Raw genomic sequence first — 23,444 nt, 5'->3', positions numbered from 1 at the left:
AAAAGCTAGGTAAAATTCCTTTCTTTGCCACATTTTGGATACATATTTACATGCAAGGTTTTTTTCCTAACAAGTTAGCGCAACAAATACTCGAAATTGGGCCTAAAGCCATTGCTCGTCCTTTAGCCATTGTGCCGTTTGCGATGAAAGCTGAGCTACTAAAGCGCATCTTAGGCTTGTTACTTGCCGAGCAAGCTGAAGATGATGAATTGAGCTTTTTAGAAGGGCGTTGGGTTGCGATTAACATTGAAGACTTAGGATTAACTTTCGAAGTGACATTTGATAAATGCTGGCAAGTTCGTCAGTTGCAAAGCGCTGAAGTGACTTTTACTGCTCAATCTAAAGAGCTGTTATTGATCGCGGCGGCTAAAGAAGATCCTGATACCCTATTTTTCCAGCGTAAGCTTTGCATCGAAGGGGATACCGAACTTGGACTTGAAGTTAAAAACCTACTGTTAAGCGTCGAATTTGATGCCATGCCGGTAGCGATTAGAGTGACAATTGAAAAGTTGGCGCAAGCGCTACAATCTTTACAAGCGAAAGCACAGCCGAGTTTTGCGTAACGCCTTAGCGGTATAGGCTCAGCGCTTGTAGACTAAGGGCTAAGCTAAGCGTCTAGGAATGTGGGCTAACCTTTAGGTTAAGCCGCATTCCTCAAACGGCATAGCTCAAGCCACACTTATGAAGCAAACTCCAGAGGTTACATTCCTAATGCTAGGCTCCTAACGCCACGCTCCTAACGCAAGAGGCTAAGCCTCTAAGTTAAAGTCAGCATCAAGCTCAAAGGTTAAACGCTCCTTGGTCACAGGGTGATTAAGGATTAACCTTTGAGCATGGAGGTGTAATCGATTCGATTTACTGCCATAAAGATCATCGCCAATGATAGGCAGGTGTAAGCCATTATGGTGAGCGCAATGCACTCTAAGTTGATGGGTTCGCCCTGTATGAGGATACAGATATAGCATGGTATGTTTCGCACTGCGAGATTTTACCTGCCATAGGGTATGGGCATGTTTACCATGTTCATGACACACCAGTTGGCGTGGTCTGTCATCTAAGTCACCTCGCAGCGGTAAGTTAATTTCGCCTTGCTCCCCTTGCACAACTCCGGCGACTTGGGCTATATAACGTTTTTCTATTGTTCGGGCAATAAACTGTTGCGCCAGCGACTTATTGGCGTCACGGGTAAGCGCTATCACCATTAACCCAGAGGTCGACATGTCTAAGCGGTGCACAATCAATGGACCGGTAGCCTGAGGAAACATCGATTTCATTCGGGCATACACAGAGTCGGTAATGTTTTTGCCGGGTACAGAGAGAAATTCCGCGGGTTTGTTAACCACCACTATCGTTTCATCTTGATATACTATCTCGATAGATTTGCCCGCGGCAGGATTGGTTAACAAAGGATTGGCATCCATTGCAACGCCTTCAAGCATGTGGCTTAAAATAGGCCGGCACTTACCCTGACAAGAACCATAAAAGTTCATATGTTGTTTAATCTCAGACTTTGGTGATGCGCCCCACCAAAATTCAGCCATAGCCAATGGGGTATAGCCTTGGCTAAAAGCAAATTGCAGTAGCTTAGGCGCTGCGCACTCACCGGCACCCGCTGGTGGCTGCTCGGTTGGACTGTCTTTAAAGATCTGGTTGAGATCTTTTAACTTACCCGCTTGATTTAAAAATTGATACTGGGCGAAGATCTGTTTCTGTAACTGGTTAGATTGTTGGGCGCGGGTGGCTTTTAATTGCGAGATTTGTGCAAGTAGGTCATTAAGCTGCTTTGATACTTCACTACATTGTTCATCTCCAGCTTGCTTAATTGCCTTGAGTTGAAACTTCTCGGCGACGCTTTCTTTACCTAACTCGATATTAAGCTCACTTAAGATAGTCTGGTTTTGTTGTGCGTCTGCTACCGCTCTGCGTAATTTACGTGCTTTACGATTTTCAATAATCAGTGCTCTAAATGCTTCTAGTTCATGATTTGACTGGTCGAGTAATCGCTTTAACTCTGTGGTAAGCGTTGCTATATCAGGATTTTTTTCAGCATTTTTTAGCTGTTCAGTTAATTGATTAAGCGCCAGCATACCGGCATGAAAAAAGCTTTCTTCGGCCAACATATCAAAAACCGGTGGTACAAAGCCATTGAGTAGGTTTTGTTCGGCTAATTTTCCGGAAAACGCGGCTAAATAGCCAAGTTCACCGTGTGGATTGCGAACCAGCAATACCCCGAACATTTTGCCGATAGCACTGTTTTTGTCTGTGCTTAAACCTTCATCTAACCGAGTCTCTAAACCAAAGTTATGCTGCCATTTTGTTTGCGTACCCAGATAGGTTTGCAACTCTTTCGCGGCCAATAAACACAGTGGATGTGGCTCGTAATAAAAAGGAAAGGTAAAGCGCTGCGGTAGCTCATAGCTATCGATAGCAGATTTGAAACGAGTAAAGCAGTGCTGAGCTGAGTACATGGGCATCTAACATCTTTTTGGGAAGGATAAACGAGCGCTAAACTAAATTGGGTTAACCTAAATCAAACTTAAGCAAACTTAATCAAATTAAATCGAATCCAATTAAACTGGGCTAGCACGGTAATAATGAGGCGAGATTTTACGCTGTCACGCCGATGATGTCATTAGTCGGGGCGAGATGTTCCGCTATAGCTTTATGATGCGTTAAACAATAAAAGTGGAGCCATTAGGCTCCACTTTTATCATCAACAGAGGCCGATTAAACTGGCTTGCCCGTGATGATATGATATTTAACTAATAGCTCATCGTCAGACTCTTTGTGGTCTGGGTCAACAGCGATGCAGTCGATAGGGCAAACGGAGATGCAAGTGGGTTTGTCGTAATGACCGACGCATTCGGTGCAAAGTATAGGATCGATCTCATAGATCTCTTCACCCATGGTGATAGCTTGGTTCGGACACTCTGGCTCACACATGTCACAGTTGATACAGCTGTCGTCGATTAATAATGCCATCTAATTAATATGCCTTATAAAAATTATTCATAACAAGCGCTTACGTACATTCCTTATAATGGTAATAGCTTTTCTTTTGTCCGGTTGACCGCGGTTCCATCACGTTGATCCCCCCTATTTCAGTAACACAAAATAGCAACACAAACTTAAGTCAAGTTTGGTGAAGTTTCGTATGAAATTAGCGAAAAAATCGTACCGAAAAAAGGATGGAGTAAAGTCTCTTGAACTCAAGTATATCACAGGGTAAGGGCAAACCTAGCTTATCTGATTACAAGATGGCAGTTGTGAAATGACAAAGCTATGGACTTGTTATTCAGGCTCACAGATACAATCGTGTGTTACGGCGTTAAAGACTGCTATAAGGGGTAAAACCTTGGAGAGCTAAGAATGAAACCATTTTCATCCTTAGCTCTTAACTCTTAGTTCTTAGAGCATAGCACTCGTATCAAAATTAGAAATTAGCTCGATTGAGCTAAAATCTATTTGCTGGACTAATGTTTTACTCAGCTTTTATGGCGTCACTACGTTAAACCAGAAGTTGAAATCATCTAGCATGGTGAGAAACGCCTTAAACTGCTGCCTGTCACCCGTAAGCTTTACTGAGCCATTTTTAATCGCGTCATCGAAGCTGAGCTCTTTAAGCTGAATACTGTTCATGGTTTCCATCGTCATCTCTAAAGCCACATCAGGGTTATCGACTTGATTTCGACTATGGTGTAGTACTGCATTCTCTAATGTCAGCGTGTACTTGCTGTTAAGGTCGGTAAAATCAATATTGATATTAAGTAATTTACCTTCAGCTTTGCTTGAATCTAACCTTACTGCTAAGAAATCAAACAACATCTCAGGTGTCATCGCTCTAATGGTATCAGGTGTTGCTGTTTGTGTGCCTCCAGCCGATGGTACGCCGTTCCTTAGCTCATAAGCGCCTTGCAAATACACTGAGCGCCAAGGGCCTGATTCTGCTTGATAGCCAAGCTGCTCGAAAGCATCGGCTAATAGCTCTTTAGCGGGCTGACTGTCAGGGTTAGCAAATACGGCATGTTTCATCACTTCTGCGACCCAGCGATATTCTCCTTGATCAAATGAAACCTGTGCTTTCTTGAGCACTGCAGCTTCGCCTCCCATAAACTCCATATACTTTTTCGCAACCATTTCAGGTGGTAGGTTGTTGAGGTTGGAAGGGTTACCGTTATACCAGCCCATATACCTTTGATATACTGCGCGGCTGTTATGGCGTAAGGTGCCGTAATATCCCCGTGTTGGCCAATTTTGCTCAAGTTCTGCTGGAAGCGTTATCATTTCGGAGATCTCTTCGCCTGTATAACCTTGATTCATCAAGCGAACAGATTGGTCGTGAGTAAACTTGTAAATATCACGCTGCTTTTTAAAGTATGGAATGATATTTTCACTGTCCCATACTGGCCAGTGGTGACTCTGAAACTTCACTTTAGCTTGCTGTCCCCAGGTATCTATTGTTTCGTCCAGATAACTTGACCAAATCAAGGCATCTCGTACCTGAGCGCCGCGCAGGGTTAAGATATTGTGCATGGTGTTAGTGGAATTCTCAGCCATCCATAGTGCTTTCATGTCTGGAAACCAGGTGTTCATCTCAGCAGGTGCTTCACTGCCTGGAGTCAGCTGAAACTCCATATTAACCCCATCAATGTTGAGCATTTCACCGGTTTTAGTGATCTCATGACTTGGCAGTAATAGGCCCGCAAGCCCTGTTGACACCGTCATCCCTAGGCCACCATTGACCCCCCCTTTAGCATTACGAGGCAGTAAGGCACCATACATATATACTGCGCGTCGTCCCATGGCGTTACCAGCAATCACATTTTCTGAGACCGCGTGTTCGGTAAAGTGCTCGGGGGCAATAATTTGTACCTTGCCCGAGGCGACATCTTCTGCCGTTGCAATCCCGGTGGCACCGCCATAGTGATCGATATGACTATGGCTATAGATGATGGCAACAACCGGGCGTTCACCCAGTTGCTCATTGATAAAATCAAGCGCAGCTTTGGCAGTCTCGGGTGAAATAAGCGGATCGAAGACAATCCAACCCGTTTTGCCCTTAATAAACGTGATATTGGTCAGATCGAATCCGCGAATTTGATAGATATCTTCAGTGACTTCAAATAAACCATGCTGCATTACGAGTTGCGAGTTACGCCACAAACTAGGGTTAACAGTATCAGGGGCATCCTTATCGATACTGATATAACTTTTATATTGTTCAAGATCCCAAACGACATTGCCTTGTGCATCTTTAATGGTGACAGTGTCAGGTTTAGCAATAAAGCCCCGCTGTGCATTTTTAAAATCCTGTTTGTCACTGAAGGGCAGTGCCTCAAGGACGGCAGCATTTTCTGTTTTGGTAAATTCGGTTGCGGGTTTTGATTGCGTTGCTGCAATACTTGAGTGAGGTAACGCTAGAGAAAATGCTATTAGCAGGGGAAGCTTGGATCTAATCATTATAAATTCCTTTTATAACGGAGAACTGAATGAGATGTGGAAATTGTGAGCAAAGTGTTATTAACTTAACCAGAAGTGATTGAATTATCAATGGCTAATGTAGATTAGGGACGGGCAATGATTTTATGTTGGATAAATAAAATTAAGGCCCGAGTTTCGGGCCTATTGTAGTGCTTTATTACTTTGAGTCTTAAGCAGGCGTAACCGTTGGTTGATGCGGGTTACGGGTATCTTGGCCTTGTGGCAAGTTACGCAGTAATACGGCTTTGTCTAATTCAACGCCAGCAGGCACGTCTAGGAATACAAAGTGACCTGAACCCAGACCGGCTTCAACACTTTCACCTTTACGGTTAATTAGGCTATCAACATTCATTGTTAGGTTGCCTTGTGGCGTCATCACCTCAACGCTATCACCAACAAGGAACTTGTTCTTCACGTCAATTTCAGCAAGCCCCGCTTCATTACGAACGCCGGTAAACTCACCCACAAACTGCTGAGTATCGCTAATTGAATAGCCATAATCATAGTTTTGGTATTCATCATGCACGTGACGGCGTAAGAAACCTTCGGTGTAACCTCTGTGCGCTAAACCTTCTAGGTTATGCATCAAGGTACGGTCAAAGTCTTTACCTGCAGCGGCATCTTCAATCGCTTGACGATAAAGCTGCGCGGTACGAGCAACATAGTAGAAAGACTTAGTACGACCTTCAATTTTCAGTGAATTTACGCCCATCTTAGTTAAGCGTTCAACGTGCTGAATCGCGCGCAGATCCTTAGAGTTCATGATGTAAGTACCATGTTCATCTTCAAACGCTGGCATGTATTCACCAGGACGTCCGGCTTCTTGTAATAACACGATCTGATCAGAAGGCTGGCCTGCACCTAATGTTGGCGTTTCAATTTGCACACCTGGATTAACGGCAACAATATCACCTGATTCTGTTTGCTGCGCTTCATGTACATCGTACTTCCAGCGGCAAGCATTGGTGCACGTACCTTGGTTAGGATCACGCTTGTTGATGTAACCAGACAATAGACAACGGCCTGAATAAGCCATGCATAGTGCGCCGTGTACGAAAACTTCTAACTCGATATCTGGGCAGCGTTGTCGAATTTCTTCGATTTCATCCAGTGATAGTTCACGAGATAAAATGACACGCTTGATGCCTTGCGACTCCCAGAACTTAACCGATGCCCAGTTAATGGCGTTGGCTTGAACGGATAAATGTACCACTTGATCAGGAAACGCTTCGCGCACCATCATGATAAGACCTGGATCTGACATGATTAACGCATCGGGTTGCATAGCAACCACAGGCTCCATATCTTTGATATAAGTCTTTAGCTTAGCGTTATGCGGCGCAATGTTGCTTACCACATAAAGTTTCTTGTTTAAGCTGTGAGCTTCCTTAATACCCGCTGCCAAATTTTCCATTTTAAAGTCGTTATTACGCACGCGAAGACTATATCTAGGCTGGCCTGCATAAACAGCATCGGCGCCATAGGCAAAGGCGTAACGCATATTTTTTAATGTACCAGCAGGGGACAATAGCTCAGGTTTAAACATAATAGCTTCTCTGTTAACGGATAAGGATTCGACAATCGGCGCGCATTTTACTTAATGCGGGTGTGCTAATGCAAGAAAGTCAGCCGCATATAATAAGTGGCTTTGGGTCGATCTGAGTCGTTTATTATAAAATCTTGTGATCGCCTTATCATTTTTTAGTCATTTTTATCTTAATCTTGCCACTTGACTAAGTATTGACCCATTAATGCCTTTTTGCACGCACCTCAAAGCGTTCTACTGATATACTCGATTTGCTGCAAATTAATACGAGTAATAAGGGAGTTGAGATGTCTACAGAGCATCAAGTATTAGTTGGTTTATTGAAGAAATTGAAGTCAGACGTCTTAGTTTTACCGACCTTGCCTGAAGTGGCAATGCGAGTGCAAGAAGTGGTTGGAAAAGAAGATGTTAGTCTAAAAGATGTCGCGAGTATTATTGGTCAGGACGCGGCGATTTCTGCGCGGGTGATCCGTATCGCGAATAGTGCTATGTATAGCCGTGGCATCCCAGCTGAAAACGTTAATGCGGCAATTAATCGTATTGGGTTAACTCAGATTAAATCTATTGTGACATCAATTGCGATGGAGCAGCTGTTTATCTCCACCAATCAAATGGTGTGGGAAGTGATGGATGAGGTATGGAGTTCATCCATTGATGTCACAGCCGCCGCGTGCGCGATGTTGCAGGTTTATAATGCTAACAATCCAGGCTGCAAGCTAAACTTCGACACTATGACATTAGCAGGTCTGGTGCATAACATTGGTGCGTTGCCGGTACTGACTGAGGCAGAGGCGCAGCCTGAGCTATTTGATAGCATAGAAATGTTGCGAGCCTTAGTGAAAAAACTGCAAGGTCCATTAGGACGAGCGGTACTAAAAAGCTGGGAATTTTCACCCGATGTTATGCAAGTGGTAGAACGTTGGGCGGATTTGACATATACCGCAGATAAAGTCAGTTATTTAGACTTTATTCGAGCTGCTGCATTTTATACCGGAGAGTTAAGAGCGGGAGCGGACTTAGAGCAAAGAATGGCGGTGTTCATTGAACGTGGTTTACCCGTATCGAGTGAAGAGTTAACGGATGAACGCTTTATCGAGGTGTATCAATCGATTAAAGCGAGTTACGAATAACAGCCACCTGTTACCTTGCCGTTAAAAACTACAGCTATAGTGCGTAGTTGCGTTGGTGTTACTAGGCGCTATAGTTTATAACTGAATAAGTCGAGACATAATAACGGTTAAAGTACTCATTGATGGACAGTTTTTGGATGATTGTTGCTGTATGTTTGTTGCTACTCATTTTATTGGTATGCGCACTCTGGCGGCAGCAAAAGCTTCGCCACTTTGTTGAACAGTTACTTGAGTCGTTTAAGCTGTACGGTATCTCTTTCCCCCCTAATACTTCTTTATCGGCACTTTTGAGTGGGTTAACTGATGCAGTGGAGCAGTTACATACTCAAAGCCAGCAAGCCGAGAGTGATAAACTGACTGAGCTTGATAATCGCTTAAGCATGAAACGAAAAATGGCCGAATTAATGCCGCTCGACAAAGGTAGCCTGGTTCTTCTCGATATTTATCGCTTTCGATATGTGAATGACCTATTTGGATTTAATTTTGGTGATGAGTTATTAAAACAGATGGCAGCTAGGGTCAAAGACCTATCACCCGACGGCTCTTTGATAGCCAGAATGAATGAAGATGAATTTCTTATCTATTTCACCGCTGCGAGGTCGCAACAACAGTTGCTACAGCTTATCGATAAGCTACAACTTCCCTATGATATTTTTGGCAGTATGATTACCACTCGAGTACAGTTGGGGCATCTAGCTTTAGAGCCGTTTCATAGTGATATTAGTACTATGTTACGCAGGCTCGATTTAGCGCTTAAAAAAGCCAAGACTCATGATGAGGCGCTATCTGAATATCTCCTCGGTGACGATGCGGTACAGATCCGGGAAGTGTCTATTATCAATAGCCTCGCTAAGGCGTTACGTGATGGCGAGCTCTACATGGTTTATCAGCCAAAGCAAAGTTTCCCTAAAGGAGATTGCCAGCAAGTTGAGGCATTAATGCGTTGGCAGCATCCACAGTTGGGGAGCATTTCACCTGCGGAGTTTATTCCTCTTGCGGAGTATTCGGGGATGATTAATATTGTCAGCCAATGGGTACTCGATGAGGTGTTTGCCCAACAGGCACGCTGGCAACAAAACGAGATTAAGCTACAAGTGGCCGTAAACTTGTCGACTCAAGATCTGCGCAGTGCATCTTTGATAGCAGGTATAGAGGCCAGGCTAGAGCAGTATCAACTCGAGGCAAGTTCGATATCGATTGAAATCACCGAAAGTAAATTGATGCAAGATCTTGATGGGGCGATTGCAACCATTAACGATTTACGCCGTCTTGGCGTCGATGTAGCGATTGATGATTTTGGTACGGGTCACTCGTCCTTGGCTTATCTTAAGTATCTACCCGTTGATGAAGTGAAGATAGATAAAGCATTTTTGGATGATTTGGAAATCGATGGTCGTGCTAGGCACATTATGGATACCAGTATTCGTTTAGCTAAAGGACTTGGTTTTAAAGTGACTGTAGAAGGTGTTGAAACCGAAGATATTTTGCAATTACTTTTAGGGATGGGAGTGGATAAAATTCAAGGCGATATTTTTTCCAGGCCATTGAAACCTAAAGATCTTGAAATACGCTGGCCAAAATTAAGCGGTATGGGTTAGTGATACACTCTTGAATTAATCAAGGTGGGGGTTGGATAATGGCCCACCTTGATTGTTTACAAGAGATAAGGCCGCTAAAAGATAACGGGCTCAGAAAAGGCCTCTCCTAAGCGCTCAATTAATCGCTGTGGCATTGGGCTAAGTTGACGCTTCTTGTTCATACATATCATTTCAATCTGGGCTGTTACCGCAGGTTTCTTACCATTTGGTCGCCAGATCTCCTGTAGCCATACAGTACGATACTTGCTTTCGAAGTAAAACTTGGTGCGAATATCAATAATATCGGCAAATTCAACACCATCATGGCAGAGCATATCGCTACGATACACAGCAAAACCCAAGTCATGTTCATCCCATAAGCTTGCTAAGCTCTTTGCGCCAATCACATGTTCGCGAGCGCGCTCAAAGTACTTTAAAAAATTTGGGTGATAAACCACGCCTGAAAAATCGGTGTCTTCGTAATAGATCTGTACAGGAAAGTGATAGGTTTTACTTTGCTGGATAGACTTAGCGTCAGTAATTTTTGAATGTAGGGTATTAGGCTGTGACATAGTGATTTTGCTTTGTATTTGTCGCTATAGGGTATTTATGTCTCAGCTTAACATAGCCCTAAGCGTGCTTAGGGATAAACTCGTTAAATGTACAAATTGTGAGTTAAATTTGAGTTTTTAGTAAAATATCCATTAGAATAATCTTATTGAAAAAAGACTTATTGAAAGAAGTCTCATTGAAAGCAGTCTCATTGAAAGCAGTCTAATGGAGTGGTATTAAAATGGCAGAGAAGATCATTGAACTAAAAACACACATGGGTGAAGGCTGGAAAATCACTAGCCAAGTGAGAGAGCACCTACTTGTGATAGATCAACCAACAGCGGGCAATGAAGGCGCTAACCCCTTAGAGACATTTGTTTTTTCATTAGCGGGCTGTATTTCTACTATCGCGAAAATGGTTGCAAGAGAACAGAAAATCACCCTTAAACAATTTGATGTGTCGGTTCAGGCACTGTTAAATACTGCGGGTTTATTGGGGCAAGACTCAGAAGACCCGGTAGGCTTTAAGCATATTGATATCAAGGTTGAAGTCGACGCATTTATCAATGGTGAGCAACTATCAAACGAGCATAAAGCACAATTTCTCGATACTGTGTGCCATCGTTGCCCTGTACACGATAACCTACTTAAACCCACGTTAGTCAATCATCAAGTCTTCTAATGACTGGCAGGCTCGCTAGCGAGCCTGCAGACTTATCTATTGCCGCTGTTTATCCATATTGTAGCGCTTAGGCGCCAGCCACTTATACAGACGAAAGATCCTAATCCCAGCAAGTTAGCAGTATACTTTTATTCGTTTTGACTCTGATTTTAACTTTGATTTTAACTTTGATTTTGACAACGGCTAAATCTGGTAATACCTCGAAAAGTCCCATTCAATGTAGAATCAAGTGCAGATATAGGATTATCCAGACTTTGAATCTTGGTTGTTTTTTGTCTATCTTATATAAAAACATTTGAATTCAACGCTTTTACCTAGGGACATTCAGTTTGATAGAAGGTTACAGCTTAGGTTAAGGTAGTACTGATGAACACGGTTAGTTAATCAGGCGCATTCCAGTGTGACTTTTTTCAAGGACGAATAATTTCTTATGGATCAAGATTTAACTCTTTCTTTTATTCAAAATGCCGCATTGTTATTGGCCATTGTGCTTGTGTATGACGCTTTTCCTCGAAGTAATAAGCGAGAACTAGACATTATGTGGCGGGTGGGCATAGGTCTGCTGGTTTCTGTTATCACCATTTCCATCATGTTAATGCCCTGGCAGCACAGTGAAGGCGTTTTCTTTGATGCTAGAAGCGTTATTTTAAGTATTTGTGGTCTTTTTTTTGGCGGAGTCCCAACTTTAGTCGCAGTTGTTATTAGCAGTTTATATCGATTAGTGGAAGGCGGCATTGCGGTATGGCCCGGGATCGGCACTATAGTAACAGCGGGCCTTATGGGTTACTTGTGGCGTAGATATCGTAACGGTCCAATAAGTGATATAAATTTTAGTGAGTTGTTTGCCTTTGGTCTCGTCACAAACTGTATTATTTTACTTTGGGGGCTGACTATGCCCGCAGAGATGGCGATCAGTTTATTACAACAGATCACTCTTCCTTTTCTGGTTATCTTTCCTTTCACGACAGCAATACTTGGCATGCTATTGTCACGACGTATAGAAATCGCGCGCGATCAAAAAATTAAGCTACAGGATCACCTGTTATTTAAGTCACACTTCCAGGCTGGCAACATGGGGATAGCCATAACCGATAAAGGTTATCAATGGATTAAGGTGAACCCTAACCTCTGTGAGATGCTTAAATATACCGAACAAGAATTATTGAGTTTATCTTGGCCTGAACTGATGTTATCGCAGGATTTTCATCTCTATAAGCATTACTTTAATCAGATGCTGGACGGTGAAATTAACGAGTTTGAGCTCGACATTCGCCTTTACTCAAAAGATGAGACCATCGTTTACACCCATATGACGGTTGCCTGCCAAAGAGCGCAGTCTAAAGTTGAGTTGGTGATTACAGGGTTACTCAATCGCACCTTACAAAAAGAAGCCGAATTGGGAAAGCTTGCCAGTCAAGAGCAGTTGGGCTTAGTGCTGGCGAGTAGCGAGCTAGGGTTTTGGGATTGGGATATTCGGCATGACATCATAGAGCGCAATGAACATTGTGCTGAGCTGTTAGGTTGTGACTTCGAGACCTTGAGCCGAGAGCCTAAGCGTTGGGTTAATGCTATTCATGCTGAAGACCGAGTCGCGGTATTAAAGTCCATTGATGCGCATCTAAATGGTGAAACGGAACAATATAAAGCGGAATACCGTATTCACAACCAAAATAACGAAACCTTATGGATCCTTGATACTGGTAAAGTGATGGCACGTGATGACAGCGGTCGTCCGGTAAGAATGTGTGGCATACATACCGATATAACCGATAGAAAGCAGGTAGAAGAGTCACTAAAGCTCGCGGCGTCGGTGTATAACAACAGCAGTGAAGCGATGAGCGTTCAAGATGAACAAGGCTTTATTATCAACACGAATGCGGCATTTACTGATATTACGGGCTACAGCGAGGCGGAAATTAAGAACCAAAATATCAAAGTTCTACAGTGTAACCGCAATAACCGTAATACTTATAGACAGATGAGCGTAGCGATAGAGCAAGTCGGGCGTTGGCAAGGAGAGGTGTGGCTTAGGCGCAAAAGTGGTGAAGAGTTTGTGGTTTGGTTAACACTAAATTCATTGTTTGATGCTAAGGCACAGACCCAACGTCGGGTGGCACTGTTTTCAGATATCACAGATAAAAAACAAGCTGAACAGATCATTTGGAAGCAGGCAAATTATGACCCATTAACTGGGCTACCTAATCGGCGCATGTTGCTCGATTACCTTAACGCTGAGATCATGAAGTCAGACAGTCGCGAACAACACTTTGCGCTAATGTTCATCGACTTGGACTACTTTAAAGAGGTGAACGATACCTTAGGCCATGACATGGGAGACATGCTGCTATCTGAAGCGGCCAAACGTCTTAAAGCTTGCATCAGAGAGAGCGATGTCGTTGCCCGATTGGGTGGTGATGAATTTACGGTGGTATTGTCTGGTATTACCGATATTAAAGGGGTCGATAAGGTTGCGAAACATATATTAACGCGAATTGCAGAGCCCTACAGCTTAGGCGAAGAGACCGCCTATATTAGTGCCAGTATTGGTATTACTCTGTATCCCGATGACGCAGCCACCATTGATGGCTTGTTAAAGCACGCCGATCAGGCGATGTACGCAGCCAAAGATGAGGGGCGAAATCGATTCCATTACTTTACCCCCTCGATGCAACGTTACGCGAAACATAGAATGCGCTTGATTCAAGATCTACGTCATGCAATTACAAACCATGAGTTTGAGCTTTATTATCAGCCTATTGTCTGCTTAAAAGGAAGCGAGGGGATAAAAGCCGAAGCCTTGATCCGTTGGCGACACCCTAAGCGGGGACTCGTGTCACCAATAGAGTTTATTTCTGTTGCCGAAGAAACGGGGCTCATTATTGATATTGGTAATTGGGTATTCCATCAAGCGGCAAGACAAAGTGCTTTATGGCGCGATAGATTCGGCGTAAATGTGCAGATAAGTATTAATAAATCTCCGGTGCAGTTTAGAGACGAAGGGGATAGCTTTGAGTCTTGGGTCGCACTGCTTAATACCTTAGGGTTAACTAATAATAATATCTGTATTGAAATCACCGAGGGTCTATTACTGGATGGCAGTAGCGCCATATCTTCAAAGTTGGCGCAATATAGAGAGTCTGGCATGCAGGTCTCGTTGGATGATTTTGGTACCGGATACTCTTCGCTGGCATACCTTAAAAAGTTTGAAATAGATTATTTGAAAATTGACCAATCCTTTACCCGAAACTTAGACAGCAGTAATGACGACTTTACTTTGTGCGAAGCCATTATCGTTATGGCTCATAAACTGGGAATGAAAGTCATTGCAGAAGGGGTTGAGACCGACTATCAACGTAAAGTGTTGACCGATGCTGGCTGTGATTATGGCCAAGGGTACCTGTTCTCAAGACCTGTTCCGGTTGAAGAGTTTGAGCAGGCTTTTATCGAGACCAACAATAACGTCATCGTGAAGAGTACGGCTTGATCTCGGCTATTTATTTTGATTGGTATTATCTGACGCGGTATTTTGCTAGACTCCGCGCTCACTTTTATTCCTTCTCTATTTATCACCACTATTGAGCCGACCATGAACTTTGATGCATTCGATTTACACTCCAAAATTTTAGATGCAGTTTCTGCGCGTGGTTACCTGCAATTGACTCAAGTTCAATTGCAGGTATTACCCGTTGCCATGGAAGGTAAAGATGTGATGGCCTGTGCGCAAACGGGCACAGGTAAAACTGCCGCTTTCGCCCTGCCGCTGCTCAATAGATTGATTAAGGAATATAATCTTTTTAGTGACTCAGACTCTGAGCTTGAGCATCAATCTAAAGTAAAGGTGTTAGTGTTAACACCTACTCGTGAGCTTGCGATTCAAGTTGCAGACAATATCTCAGCTTACGCACAGTTTTTGCCTTTCAAGACGACCGCTGTTTACGGTGGTTCAAATATGAACCCACAGCGCAAAGCGCTGCAAGCGGGTGTCGATATTTTAGTGGCGACGCCCGGACGTCTATTCGACCATATTGGTCAGTTTGGTTTAGATTTGTCGAACGTCACTCATCTGGTTGTTGATGAAGCTGACCGTATGCTAGATATGGGCTTTGTACGTGATATAGAAAAAGTTAAAAAGCTGGTGGCAGCAAGGCACCAAACACTATTTTTCTCTGCTACATACAGTGATGCCGTTAAGACCTTAGCCGAGAAAATGCTTGTCGCGCCAGAGTGGATCAATGTGGCGACATCGGCTACTGCAAGTCTTATCACCCAAGAAGTTTATTTGGTTGATACCCGCCGAAAATCGGAGCTGTTATCAGAGCTTATTGGCCGAAATAACTGGCAGCAAGTATTGGTGTTTGTCAGTACGCGCGAAAGCGCTGAACATTTACATGCAGAGCTCAAGCTTGATGGCGTAAAAAATTCAGTGTTCCATGGTGAGAAAACCCAAGGCGCGAGAAACCGTGCATTAGACGAGTTTAAGTCAGGTCTGTTACGCGTTATGGTCGCTACAGACGTTGCCGCGCGTGGCCTAGATATCGAAGCATTACCGTTAGTGATTAACTTTGAGCTGCCTTTCGCAGCAGAAGACTATGTACATCGAGTTGGTCGTACAGGCCGTGCCGGTTTAGCTGGCCGTGCGATTTCGTTTGTATCACCACAAGACAGAGAAATGTTGCAAGAGATAGAATTGTTAATCGAGCAGACATTGCCAAAGCTCACTATGCCTGGCTATGAAGAGGGCGCACCGCTACCTGCTCGTTATCGTGATGTTGTGGCAAAACCTGTTAAAGAAAAAGGCCACAATAAGCGTAAGTATGAAGATAAAAACCGTACTGCAAAAAACGCAGTAGGGAAAAGCAATATTCGCGGCGCAACCTCAGGAAAAAGTAGTTACGGTCGCTCGAAGGATAAAGCTAAGAAATAGTGCACATATTGCATAATTTACTCTAATTTAAAGTGAACATATCTAGCGCTAGAATGTTCACTTTTTTATGGGCTAAAGTTTGTCTTTGCAACAGGAAGTGAAAATATAAAGAAAGTCTCAGCGCTTTTGATGAGGTAAGAATGGAATCTAAATTATTGAAGATAAAACTTAAGCTTGGCTCTAGAGAAAAGCTAGACAATTTGATCTGCTATATGCGTGAAAATATTGAATTCCCTAAGAGTGAGATGGGTCAAAAAGGCTATTATTGGGACAGTGTTTTCTATGAATCAACTCGAGATCATGAGCATATTTACATCGTGATAAAGTCGGTAGACTTTTCTAAGATAATGCTGGACGAATCGGCGCTACTCCATACACCATTTAGAGAGGTTTATGAGAAGTTTAGGCAAGAGTGCTGGGTGAATGAACCTTATTCTGACATTGATGCAACCGCTTGTTTTAACTCGTCGATGCAATTTTCTATTTAGTTGTAATTTCAATTAATCGGTGAAGAAGCATAAAAAAACGTGCAGTAAATAAACTCGACTGCACGTTTTATATTTTATTAGTCTAAGGTGTAATTGCTAGCCAATCAGCAATTACAGACTCAATTAGAATTCAGCTTTGATCCATACTAGGCGGTGATCAGAAGAAATATCTTTGCCGTTGCCGTATTTGCCTACACGCTCATCATTCACTAATAAACGACCCTCTTCGAAAGTTGCTGGCCAGAATACACCAGAGTCAACAATGTTTAGGTCGCTTGATGGGATCACATAGTCGACACGAAGACCAAATGTGCTGGTTACATATTGTGGGCTGCCTTTGCCCCAATCGCCACACTCACCATTTGCAAAGCACTCGTCAGCACCTAAGCTGCTTGGCGTATAAACACCTAACGTTGCATTTTGGTTGACTTGATCGCTATCTAAGAAATCTGCAATCGTTTTGGTTAAGCCATCACCATCAACAGGATCGGCGTTAAGATCACCCATGACCACAAATGATGCATCTGACGCTAAGCCACCTTTCTGGCCTTTATCGTCATACATGTAGCCTTTACCCGCAGTGTAGTCATTCCAAAATGCGACTTCAGCGCTGTTAAGTAATACGTTATTTTTGGTAACTGTATCAAATACCGGTGGTGTTGGGTGAGACAGTAATAAGTGAACCGTCTTGGTCTCGCCGTCAGCCGTCGGGATTAAAACTGGAACATCGACATGGTTTTTTGAAGATAATGGTTTTTCTGCCCACGCTTCGGCTGTGTACCACTCATCACCACACTTCATGCCTTCAGGAATAGGGTTCTTATCATCGTCGCAATTAACGATAGTAGGATTCTTTTCGCCTGGCATGTCCTTCCATTTAAAGTCTTGGAAAGTACGGATGTTAGCGGTGTCGATTGGGTACATTGAAATTAGACCAAACGCATATTGACCGTGGTAGAAACCAAAGCCCCAAGCATCACCTGGTAATGCAACTTTACCATTACGGTCTAAATCAAACTCACTTAGCAGACCAGTGTTAGTCGCAAATGTTTGTGAGTAACCGAACTGGATAGGCTCAAGCATCTTCTTTTCGTCAGAAGTTCCGCCAAGGCCATTTTGCGGTACAGATAAGTAGTTTAAGCGGAAGCCAACCATTGCATCTTGATTTTCGCCAGTACCGTCGTTATTAAACTCACCCATCATCAATACCGCAGGGCGTTCAGTTTGGATTACGGCTGCAACGTTACGAATTTGGATAACCTTCTCTGCAACGGCTTTTTCTTCGTCCGTTAAGGTACCAGCAAACCACTTATCCATAAGTTCAGTTTGATCTTCAACGCTCAGTGACATCTCGGCGACAAGTTGCTCGTAGCTGCTGCGATCAAAGGACAAGTTATAAGCGGCAATACGGCCGTCTCTTTCTACTGGTGGAATTGGATCTGGTGTAGGCTCTGTTGGATAGTAGTTATTAGTTTCGTCATTACAGCCCGCTAAAAGCGCAACGGTAATGGCAGCAGCGGCTGCAGTTTTAAGTAATTTCATGTTTTTGACCCATCAATTGTAATTATAATAACGAGCTCACTTAGTTGAGCTTCGCTGGTATTCTATACAGCTGTACATTGCATGAACATGAATCTCGGTGAAGTTGCGTTTAAGTGCTGGCTTTATCATCGTAAGTTGCCGCCATGTTGCGCGGCCGTTGGTTTGTTGTTGTTTGCGGTGGGGTGTTAGAACATGGTTATTTTGCTGTATCTTAAGTTGTTTTTAAGATGGCTATGATTTGATATTGTAATGGCACGTTGAAAATGGGAGTGGATATAAGTGAACAAACTTTTACAAGGAAACATCAGCATTGCTGCTGTTTTATTATGTGGCTGCACTCAATTAGCATCGACAAGTGCAGCAGATAAAAGCATTAATTTAGATGACGGGAGTGGTGTGTATATTCAGTCTGACACCCAAGGTTGCGATCATGCTTGGTTTGAAAAGGTCGAACAGCAAATTATCACTGGAGACGGTGAGGGGCATGGACCCGATATCGGCTCAATGGAGTGGCGCTCGGTGGTAGAGTTTAAATTAGGGATCCGAGGCAATGAATCTAATCCCAGTTTGAATTCTGATTTATGGTGCGATTATATTGATAAACGTTATATCGATAATCGTTTAGTTGAGTAAAAAACAAATACAGTGCCAGCCTCAGTACTTTTAGTTGTCAGAGTGGGACTCATATTCGTTTTCTCGATATAAACTAGTGCCACTCCAGCGGCCTGTCGCTGATATTCCCTATAATCAACATAGTATACGCCACTTGTTCCGACTGAGTTTTGTCCAATTTGTCTCATCATATATTGATGCTAATGGCTGGGATGGCGTGACATTCAAGCCTATTAGCGATTAGAATCTTTGGCTATTGTAAACACTGAGATAACGTCATGATCCAAAAAATTATTCCTACAAATGTGATCACTGGTTTTTTAGGTGTTGGTAAGACTTCCTTCATTAAAAATCTGTTGCTGAATAAGCCAGAGGGGGAAGTGTGGGCTGTTTTGGTGAATGAGTTTGGCGAGATAGGTATCGATGCCGGTTTACTCGATAACAACAAACAACAGGTACAGATTAAAGAAGTGGCGGGGGGCTGTATGTGCTGCGCGGCAGGCTTGCCAATGCAGGTGGCCATTAATCAGTTAATTGCCAAGGCAAAACCCGATAGGTTATTGATAGAACCTACGGGATTAGGTCATCCTCAAGAGGTGCTAAAGGTGTTGACCCAGCCACATTATCAGCAAGTTTTGTCGATGAAGGCCTGTGTGACCTTGGTGGATGCAAGAAAGCTTGATGATAGTCGCTATACCGAGCATGAGATTTTTAATCAGCAATTACAGGTTGCCGATGTGGTGCTTGCGAGTAAGTCGGATTGTTATCAAAATGCTTTACTCGAGTCGTTAGCTGATTATCTATCAGCATTAAGGGGCGTGAAAACGGATCGAGATACGCCTTTAAATGTTCCAGTCATTTGCTGGAGTCTTAAGCAAGCGGATGCGCAAAGCAAATCGATTATGGCGTTGTTGTCACTGCCACACCAATACACAGAACCATCAAAGCCACAGGTAATAATCGCGCCAGATCCGTCGTTAGTTAAAGCGCCTCGGCTTATGGATATGAGTTATAGCCCGCTGTTTGCTGAGCCAGAAGCTGTCGAGTATATTGAGTTTGATAGCCGCGGGATCTTATGTAAAACCAATCACGGCGATGGTTTCTATAGTTGCGGCTGGGTGTTTGACCCAAGCTACGAGTTTGATTTTGACCAGTTGCTAGCCCTAATCAAAAATCTACAGTTTGCACGGGTAAAAGCTGTGATGATCACCGAAGAGGGAATTGCAGGCTTTAATGGTGTCGACGGTGAGTTATCAATTGTTGAGCTTGACGATGCGATGGACTCTCGGATTGAGCTATTGTCTATGTCACCCATTGAATCAACAGATATTGAATCCGCGTTATTAAGCACATCGATGCGACTTAACGGTTAGAAGCTAGCGGTTATGAAAAGTATGGCTTTAGAGGCGAGCGATAAGACTCAATATTGAGCCTCTCAATGGCAAATATCAATAATAGTCCCAATTCTAATAAGAACAATAATAATTAGAGAAAACTCATGACTCAAGCGACGATAACGGCAGCAGAACCTGCACGAAAGGGGCTGGATTCACCTATGGTGACGGAGCCTATCGCTAAGCTATTTTGGCGCTATAGTATTCCAACTATTTTATCCATGTTAGTAACAGGTATTTACGTCACCATTGACGGCATGTTTATTGGCCACTACTTGGGTGAGGTTGGTCTAGCGGGCATGATCTTAGCCTACCCGATAGCCGCAGTGCTTTATGCGATAGGGGCGACACTGGGCATGGGCGGCGCAGCGTTAGTATCAATCCATCAGGGGCAAGGTGAGCCCCATATTGCACGGAAAATATTGGGGAATACGTTCAGTTTGTGTTTGATATCGGGACTGATTGCTACAGTATTAGGCTGTTACTTCTCTAAAGATATCCTCGTGATGCTAGGCGCTGAGGGAGAGGTTCTGCGCAGTGCCGATGATTATCTGTTTTGGTATTTTGCCTTAGGCACATTCCCCATTGTGTCGATGGCGTTCACTACATTACTGCGAAATGATGGTCGTCCCGGATTTGTAACTTTAGTTTTAATCTTAGGTGGTGTGCTCAATACGGTACTAGATTGGTTGTTAATCGTAGTGTTCCCCTATGGGTTAATGGGCGCGGCGATAGCGACCATGATTTCCCAAGCCGTTACTGGCGCACTGTGTTTGCAGCACTTTTTTTCGAGTCGAACCGAAATTGGCATTAACCTTGAGCAGATGAAGCTTAAGTGGGATCACTGCATCAATATTATCCGGGTTGGCACGCCAAGCTTTTTAATGAATATGTACCTGACCGTGGTGTTAACCCTACACAATGTGGCATTTCTGGCTGTGGGCACGCCGCTGCACGTGGCGGCATTTGGTGTGGTGAGTTATACCGAAGCCTTCTTCTACCTATTATTTGAGGGCATCGCTTTTGGCGTGCAGCCTATTCTCAGCTTTAACGCGGGCGCAAAGCGCTTTGATAGGGTGAAACAAGCACTGAAGATGGCCTTTTCAGTGACCTTAGTTTGTGCAGCGTTAGGGCTTATCTTTATCTATTCGGTACCGCAATTGTTTGTGTATATTTTTGCTGGTGATAATGTCTTGCTCACGCCGATAGCAACCGAAGGAATGCGTTGGTACTTCTGGGGCTTACCGATGGAAGGCTTATTGCTTGTTGGCGCATCTTTCTTCCAAGCGATTAACTACTCCAAAGAAGCATCTATTTTAACGGGCGCAAAACTGATCCTGTTCGCTGCCATTTTATATCTATTTGCTTGGGCTTTTGGCGTCACAGGTGTGTGGGTTTCATTGGCGACTTGCAGCACGATTTTAGTCATTTGGATGGCATGGATTATGAAACGAACCCACAATAAGCTATTGGCCTAAATCTTTATATATTAAATATGATGTTTTATGCCGAGGGTTGGGACTAAGTTACTCGTGCTATAAAGGCAAGTTGCTTGCTCAGTCATTGAGCTTGCATTGCTGGTGTGTTAATTTTGCTGCAAATATGATGCAAGTGTCGTGGCTTGTTCAGCACTCAAAATGGTACGGATAAAGCTGTAGCATTTGTAGAACGCATATCTCAATTTATAATGAAACAAGGATTTTTCATGTTTACAAAGCCGAGTGCTAATAAGCGTAATATTATATTCGCGGCTGTTTTTACAACCGCAGTCAGCTTTTGCTCACCTGTTTTCGCTTCAGAATTTAGTGATGCTTATTCAGCTTATAAAGCTGCAGTCACCGCTGAGAATCAATCAGAAATAGAGCTTTATGCATTGCAGTCTTATGAGCTAGGCAAGGCAAAGTTTGGTGCCGATAACATTAATAGCGCCACACTAGCATTAAATGCAGGTAACGCATTAATCGCAAATATGCCTAAACAAACCTTTGAGGAGCAGGTCAAAGCTCAACCGAAAACGCGTCAGCCTCAGGCATATGGCTTGTTTGAAGAGACATTAAAGATCTACAGTAAGCATTATGGTGAAGAGGCTATAGAGCTCATTGATCCACTTTTGGGTCTAAGTGATGCCAGCAGTCAAAAATATGCTCGTGAGTTTTTGGCTGATGCCTTAGATATTGCCGAGGACTCTGACGATGCAATGTTAATCGCCGATACCAAAATGGCCTATTTTGAACGTTTGGTTAACTCATCTTATTACACCCGCAAAGTGCGTAATTACGCTTTTGATGCACAAGAAGCTTACAGTGAATTATTGCCTGAAAATGCAATGAAGCGCGTACTCACTAGCTTTAGGGTTGGTAACGTACGCTTTGCAGAGAAAGATTATGATGAAGCTGAAGCGCTATTTTTAGGCGTTATCACACAATTTCAAAAGCTTGATTATAATCACCCGTATGAGTTGGCAGCTCATGCCAAGCTAGTACAGATTTATGAGCTTGATGGCGAAAGTGAAAAATCAACTCAACACTGTATCGCGATTGGTAATATGAAGCCGTGGAAAGAGGATATTGAGCCGACGCCACTGTTTAGGAAGCACCCTGATTACCCGCTTTCTTATTTGAAAGCAAGAAAAAACGGTAACACGAATATGAGCTTTACCATAGATAAAATGGGCTTTGTTAAGGATGTTGTAGTGATAGAGTCTAACGGTGGTAGCAAGTTTGAAACAGAATCACTGATAGCGTTAAAGCAATGGCGTTATGCGCCTAAGTTTGTTGATGGAAAAGCCGTTGAAGCCAAAGAGGTGAAAGTCCAGTTAGAGTACTATATCGAGAAAAGATAAGGGTAAAGTAATTCTAATCAGTGCGTATATCGCTTTCTGCAATAGGTAAAGCAAAGCCCTAATATCAATTAGGGCTTTTTTGAATCTGCATAATGCTGGTTAGGCTAAACCAAATATACGTTAAGGCTACACGCACCATGAGCACCTACAACCAATGCTTGCTCAATATCCGCAGTCTTAGAAGGCCCAGCGATAAAAGTACCAAACTCTCCAGAATCTAACGTAATACGGCTAGCCGCTTGATGCATGTTAGCCACAATGGTTTTTGCCTCTAGTACGAGAAACAGATTCTCACAGATAAAGGGCGTGACGCGGTGGCCAAGGTTTTTGTTATTAACCCAAATAGCCCCGTTTTCGGCCACGCCTAAATCTCCCGGGATCACCGCATAATCGATATCTCTTAGCTGGTGGGCGGTCTCGGTCACCTCGCGGTTGCCTTTAATACCAGCAAGCATAGAGATGATCTGCAGTCCCTCTGCAATATGTGCATCAACCTGCGTCTGCAACTTAGCTAAACCGCCTTCGCGGTGCAAGGTGCCGGCAACCGTATTAAGGCTAGCCTCAAATTGACCCACTAAATCATCGATGCGCGGCGCGATATTGATAATCGGCATGGCTTGAGGTGCCATAGCTGCGCTCTTTAGCGCGTTAAGGATGTCGAGTTTACTAGACAT

At 43.4% G+C, this 23,444-nt stretch carries 18 protein-coding genes; 11 read left to right on the top strand and 7 right to left on the bottom strand.

Annotation, left to right across the window (positions count from 1 at the left end; translation table 11 throughout):
• The first annotated feature begins 50 nt into the window (after window positions 1–50).
• A complete protein-coding gene (ubiT, locus tag ACVBIL_RS05105; protein ID WP_447165911.1) occupies window positions 51–563 on the top strand; it encodes a ubiquinone anaerobic biosynthesis accessory factor UbiT in 513 nt (170 codons plus the stop codon).
• A gap of 186 nt (window positions 564–749) precedes the next feature.
• On the opposite strand, the gene ACVBIL_RS05100 is transcribed toward ubiT, so the two are convergent.
• From ACVBIL_RS05100 to trhP, 4 genes are all read right to left on the bottom strand, one after another.
• The gene (locus ACVBIL_RS05100; protein WP_447165981.1) at window positions 750–2,468 is read right to left on the bottom strand and encodes an RluA family pseudouridine synthase; all 1,719 of its coding nucleotides are present in this window, start codon (window positions 2,466–2,468) and stop codon (window positions 750–752) included.
• A 259-nt stretch (window positions 2,469–2,727) separates the two neighbouring features.
• A complete protein-coding gene (locus tag ACVBIL_RS05095; RefSeq protein ID WP_447165910.1) occupies window positions 2,728–2,982 on the bottom strand; it encodes a YfhL family 4Fe-4S dicluster ferredoxin in 255 nt (84 codons plus the stop codon).
• 510 nt (window positions 2,983–3,492) lie between these two features.
• Entirely contained in the window at window positions 3,493–5,460 is a 1,968-nt protein-coding gene (locus ACVBIL_RS05090; protein WP_447165909.1) for an alkyl/aryl-sulfatase, read from the bottom strand.
• A gap of 190 nt (window positions 5,461–5,650) precedes the next feature.
• Entirely contained in the window at window positions 5,651–7,027 is a 1,377-nt protein-coding gene (trhP, locus tag ACVBIL_RS05085; RefSeq protein ID WP_447165908.1) for a prephenate-dependent tRNA uridine(34) hydroxylase TrhP, read from the bottom strand.
• A gap of 287 nt (window positions 7,028–7,314) precedes the next feature.
• On the opposite strand from trhP, the gene ACVBIL_RS05080 reads away from it, so the two are divergent.
• Both ACVBIL_RS05080 and ACVBIL_RS05075 read left to right on the top strand, forming a co-directional pair.
• Window positions 7,315–8,157 (top strand): HDOD domain-containing protein, encoded by an 843-nt coding sequence (locus tag ACVBIL_RS05080; RefSeq protein WP_447165907.1) that lies wholly within the window; start codon window positions 7,315–7,317, stop codon window positions 8,155–8,157.
• Window positions 8,158–8,279: 122 nt separating this feature from the next.
• Window positions 8,280–9,755, top strand: coding sequence for a putative bifunctional diguanylate cyclase/phosphodiesterase (locus ACVBIL_RS05075; protein WP_447165906.1), 1,476 nt, complete (start codon window positions 8,280–8,282; stop codon window positions 9,753–9,755).
• Window positions 9,756–9,829: 74 nt separating this feature from the next.
• On the opposite strand, the gene ACVBIL_RS05070 is transcribed toward ACVBIL_RS05075, so the two are convergent.
• Window positions 9,830–10,306: a thioesterase family protein gene (locus ACVBIL_RS05070; RefSeq protein ID WP_447165905.1), complete on the bottom strand. Its 477-nt coding sequence runs from the start codon at window positions 10,304–10,306 to the stop codon at window positions 9,830–9,832.
• A gap of 221 nt (window positions 10,307–10,527) precedes the next feature.
• On the opposite strand from ACVBIL_RS05070, the gene ACVBIL_RS05065 reads away from it, so the two are divergent.
• From ACVBIL_RS05065 to ACVBIL_RS05050, 4 genes are all read left to right on the top strand, one after another.
• Window positions 10,528–10,968 carry an OsmC family protein gene (locus ACVBIL_RS05065; protein WP_447165904.1) on the top strand — a complete coding sequence of 147 codons (441 nt, stop codon included), beginning with the start codon at window positions 10,528–10,530 and terminating at the stop codon, window positions 10,966–10,968.
• Between the two features lie 430 nt (window positions 10,969–11,398).
• Complete coding sequence (locus tag ACVBIL_RS05060) at window positions 11,399–14,452, top strand: EAL domain-containing protein (RefSeq protein WP_447165903.1); 3,054 nt, start codon at window positions 11,399–11,401, stop codon at window positions 14,450–14,452.
• A gap of 102 nt (window positions 14,453–14,554) precedes the next feature.
• Entirely contained in the window at window positions 14,555–15,892 is a 1,338-nt protein-coding gene (locus ACVBIL_RS05055) for a DEAD/DEAH box helicase (protein WP_447165902.1), read from the top strand.
• Window positions 15,893–16,032: 140 nt separating this feature from the next.
• The gene (locus tag ACVBIL_RS05050; RefSeq protein WP_447165901.1) at window positions 16,033–16,380 is read left to right on the top strand and encodes a DUF6176 family protein; all 348 of its coding nucleotides are present in this window, start codon (window positions 16,033–16,035) and stop codon (window positions 16,378–16,380) included.
• 123 nt (window positions 16,381–16,503) lie between these two features.
• Here the strand turns inward: ACVBIL_RS05050 and ACVBIL_RS05045 are convergent, their stop codons facing one another.
• Window positions 16,504–17,922 carry an endonuclease/exonuclease/phosphatase family protein gene (locus ACVBIL_RS05045; protein ID WP_447165900.1) on the bottom strand — a complete coding sequence of 473 codons (1,419 nt, stop codon included), beginning with the start codon at window positions 17,920–17,922 and terminating at the stop codon, window positions 16,504–16,506.
• A gap of 279 nt (window positions 17,923–18,201) precedes the next feature.
• Here ACVBIL_RS05045 and ACVBIL_RS05040 point away from each other — a divergent pair, with 279 nt between their 5' ends.
• The 4 genes from ACVBIL_RS05040 to ACVBIL_RS05025 all read left to right on the top strand — a co-directional run bounded on the left by ACVBIL_RS05040 (window position 18,202) and on the right by ACVBIL_RS05025 (window position 22,770).
• On the top strand, window positions 18,202–18,555 hold the full coding sequence (locus ACVBIL_RS05040; protein WP_447165899.1) for a hypothetical protein: 354 nt from the start codon (window positions 18,202–18,204) through the stop codon (window positions 18,553–18,555).
• Between the two features lie 257 nt (window positions 18,556–18,812).
• Entirely contained in the window at window positions 18,813–19,907 is a 1,095-nt protein-coding gene (locus tag ACVBIL_RS05035; protein ID WP_447165898.1) for a CobW family GTP-binding protein, read from the top strand.
• Between the two features lie 182 nt (window positions 19,908–20,089).
• On the top strand, window positions 20,090–21,406 hold the full coding sequence (locus ACVBIL_RS05030; RefSeq protein WP_447165980.1) for an MATE family efflux transporter: 1,317 nt from the start codon (window positions 20,090–20,092) through the stop codon (window positions 21,404–21,406).
• 227 nt (window positions 21,407–21,633) lie between these two features.
• Complete coding sequence (locus tag ACVBIL_RS05025) at window positions 21,634–22,770, top strand: energy transducer TonB (RefSeq protein WP_447165897.1); 1,137 nt, start codon at window positions 21,634–21,636, stop codon at window positions 22,768–22,770.
• A gap of 104 nt (window positions 22,771–22,874) precedes the next feature.
• Here ACVBIL_RS05025 and ACVBIL_RS05020 read toward each other — a convergent pair whose 3' ends face one another.
• Window positions 22,875–23,444 (bottom strand): LutC/YkgG family protein, encoded by a 570-nt coding sequence (locus ACVBIL_RS05020; protein ID WP_447165896.1) that lies wholly within the window; start codon window positions 23,442–23,444, stop codon window positions 22,875–22,877.

This window comes from Shewanella sp. 125m-7 (assembly GCF_052977045.1).
This window is presented reverse-complemented; position numbering and strand designations above follow the sequence as displayed.